The organism is Mycobacterium sp. (assembly GCF_050701675.1).
Classification (GTDB): domain Bacteria; phylum Actinomycetota; class Actinomycetes; order Mycobacteriales; family Mycobacteriaceae; genus Mycobacterium.
In genome coordinates this window covers 1-2,332 of record NZ_JBOGDD010000454.1, presented here as the reverse complement: position 1 = coordinate 2,332, position 2,332 = coordinate 1, and the positions used below count along the sequence as shown (strand labels likewise).

Below are 2,332 nucleotides of genomic sequence, written 5' to 3'. Positions count from 1 at the left end.
GGGCAAGGAGACGGTGACGATCCTGCCAGGCGGGTCGATCTGCGATTCCTCCCTGAGCTTTGGGATGATCCGGGCCGGGCTCATCGACCTGGCAATCCTGGGCGGCATGCAGGTGTCGGCCACTGGCGACCTGGCGAACTGGATGGTGCCCGGTGCCATGGTCAAAGGCATGGGCGGCGCCATGGATCTGGCCCAGGGAGCGCGACGCTTGGTGGTTCTCATGGAGCACGTCGCCAAGGACGGCAGCACCAAGATCCTCACCGAGTGCTCACTTCCGCTGACCGGCCGCGCGATCGTCGACCGGATCATCACCGATCTCGCGGTCATCGACGTCACGACCGACGGACTGGTGCTGGTTGAGACGGTGGCCGGCGTGTCGGGAGCCGACGTCCAGAAGATCACCGGCGCATCCCTGTCGGTTGCCGAGCACCTCGGCACCTACCAAGCCCAATGATCGGACGGTCAGATGCACAGCGAGTGGGCCAGCGAGTACGACGTCATCGTCGTCGGGGCGGGTAGCGCGGGCTGCGTCGTCGCCGGACGACTCAGTGCAGACCCGGAACTGTCCGTCCTGCTGGTGGAGGCGGGTCCCCCCGACACGCGAGCTGAGATCCGGTTGCCCGCTGCCTACACGACACACGCCACCAGCGAAATCGACTGGGACTACACAAGTTTGCCTGAGCAACGCTGCAACGGTCGACGCATGCGGCTACCCAGGGGTAAGACGCTGGGCGGCTCGTCCTCGATCAACGGGATGATCTACATCCGCGGGGCCGCCGCAGATTACGATGCGTGGAACATTCCGGGGTGGGGATGGGACACCCTGCTCCCGGAGTTCATCGGCGCCGAGAACAACGAACGCGGCGCTTCACCGTTTCACGGAGACGCCGGTCCGTTACACGTATCCAACGATCGGTCGCGCAACGTCATGATGCGTGCATTCGTCGATGCCGCGGTGTCCGCGGGCTTGCCCCGAAACGACGACTTCAACGGGCCTAGTCAACTAGGTGCGGGAGCGTTTCAGCTGACCCAGCGCGACGGGCAGCGGTGGTCCGCGGCCGATGCCTACCTCCACCCGTGGACCGATCGGCGCAATCTCACGATTCTCACCGATGCGGTGGTGCAACGGGTCGAGTTCCACGCGACGACGGCAATTGGGGTGACGTTCGTGCACTTCGGCGCCCGCGCCATGGTGCGGGCACGTCGCGAGGTCGTGCTGAGCGCGGGGGCCTACGCGTCGCCGCAGTTACTGCAGCTCTCCGGCGTGGGGCCAGCCGACCACCTGGACGATCACGGCATAGACGTGGTAATCGCCAACCAGGAGGTGGGCGCCAACCTCAGCGACCATCCCGCGGTGCCGCTCAGTTGGCGATCGGCCATCGGCGGATCACTCAACCTCCTCGACCCGGCCGCCATCGAGGAGTATGACGCGCACCGCAGCGGCCCGTTGGCATCCAATCGGGCCGAGGCTGCGGCATTCGCGCGGGTGGGCGATACCGGTGCACTGGCCGACGTGCAGATACACGGCATCCCGCTTCCCGAGATCGACGAGGGCGGAGGCGAGGTGCACGGCGATGGCATCTGGCTTGCGCCGTGCGTCTTGCAGCCGAGAGCCCGGGGCGCGGTGCGCCTGGCCGGCGCGGACCCCACGAAGAAGCCGCTCATCCGGTGCGATTACTGGCGCGACGCCGAGGACCGCCGCATCATCCGCGACGGTATCCGGCTGACGATGGACATCGCGAGCCAAGACGAGCTTGCGGACTTCTGCACCCACCCGCTACAGGTGCCCGGCGACCGTTCCGACAGCACGCTCGATGCGTTCGCGGCTCGCCACACAATGTCCTTCTACCACGCGTCGGGGACCGTGGCCCTTGGCCGCGTCGTGGACCCACAGCTGCGCGTTTTGGGCGCCGAGCGGCTACGCGTGGTGGACGCCTCGGTGTTACCCGTGGTGCCGCGCGGCAACCCGCATGCGGTCGTCGTCGCGGTGGCCGAACGGGCCGCCAAGCTGATCCAAGGCTGAACCGCCCAACCCCTAGAAATTCCCCCTGGATTGATGTATAACTTATACAGCATTATAAATGCACTATCCTCCCGATAGGTGCATCGTGACAGCGAGGTCCGAGAATGAACGTGACGACTGAGGGCGTAGCCCCTCCCGCGGTGAAACCCCTCGTTGGACGCCTCCGCCTGCCGTCCATCGACGGCGTCTGGTATCTGCTCGTCGTTCTCTTGGCGATCGGCTTTGCGGTCAATCCGTCCTTCGCAGCCCCCAAGAACCTCAACAGCATCCTGGTCGCGGGAGCACCGGCCATCCTGCTCGCACTCGGAC

The 2,332-nt window shown here is 66.0% G+C and carries 3 protein-coding genes; all 3 read left to right on the top strand.

The features are described 5' to 3' along the window. Positions 1–454 (top strand): CoA-transferase (locus ACRDUX_RS13745; protein WP_526414583.1); only part of this gene is annotated, 454 nt, incomplete at its 5' end. A gap of 12 nt (positions 455–466) precedes the next feature. Continuing rightward, entirely contained in the window at positions 467–2,023 is a 1,557-nt protein-coding gene (locus ACRDUX_RS13740) for a GMC family oxidoreductase (protein WP_526414582.1), read from the top strand. Positions 2,024–2,127: 104 nt separating this feature from the next. Continuing rightward, the coding region (locus ACRDUX_RS13735) for a hypothetical protein (RefSeq protein WP_526414581.1) at positions 2,128–2,332 on the top strand (205 nt) is incomplete at its 3' end.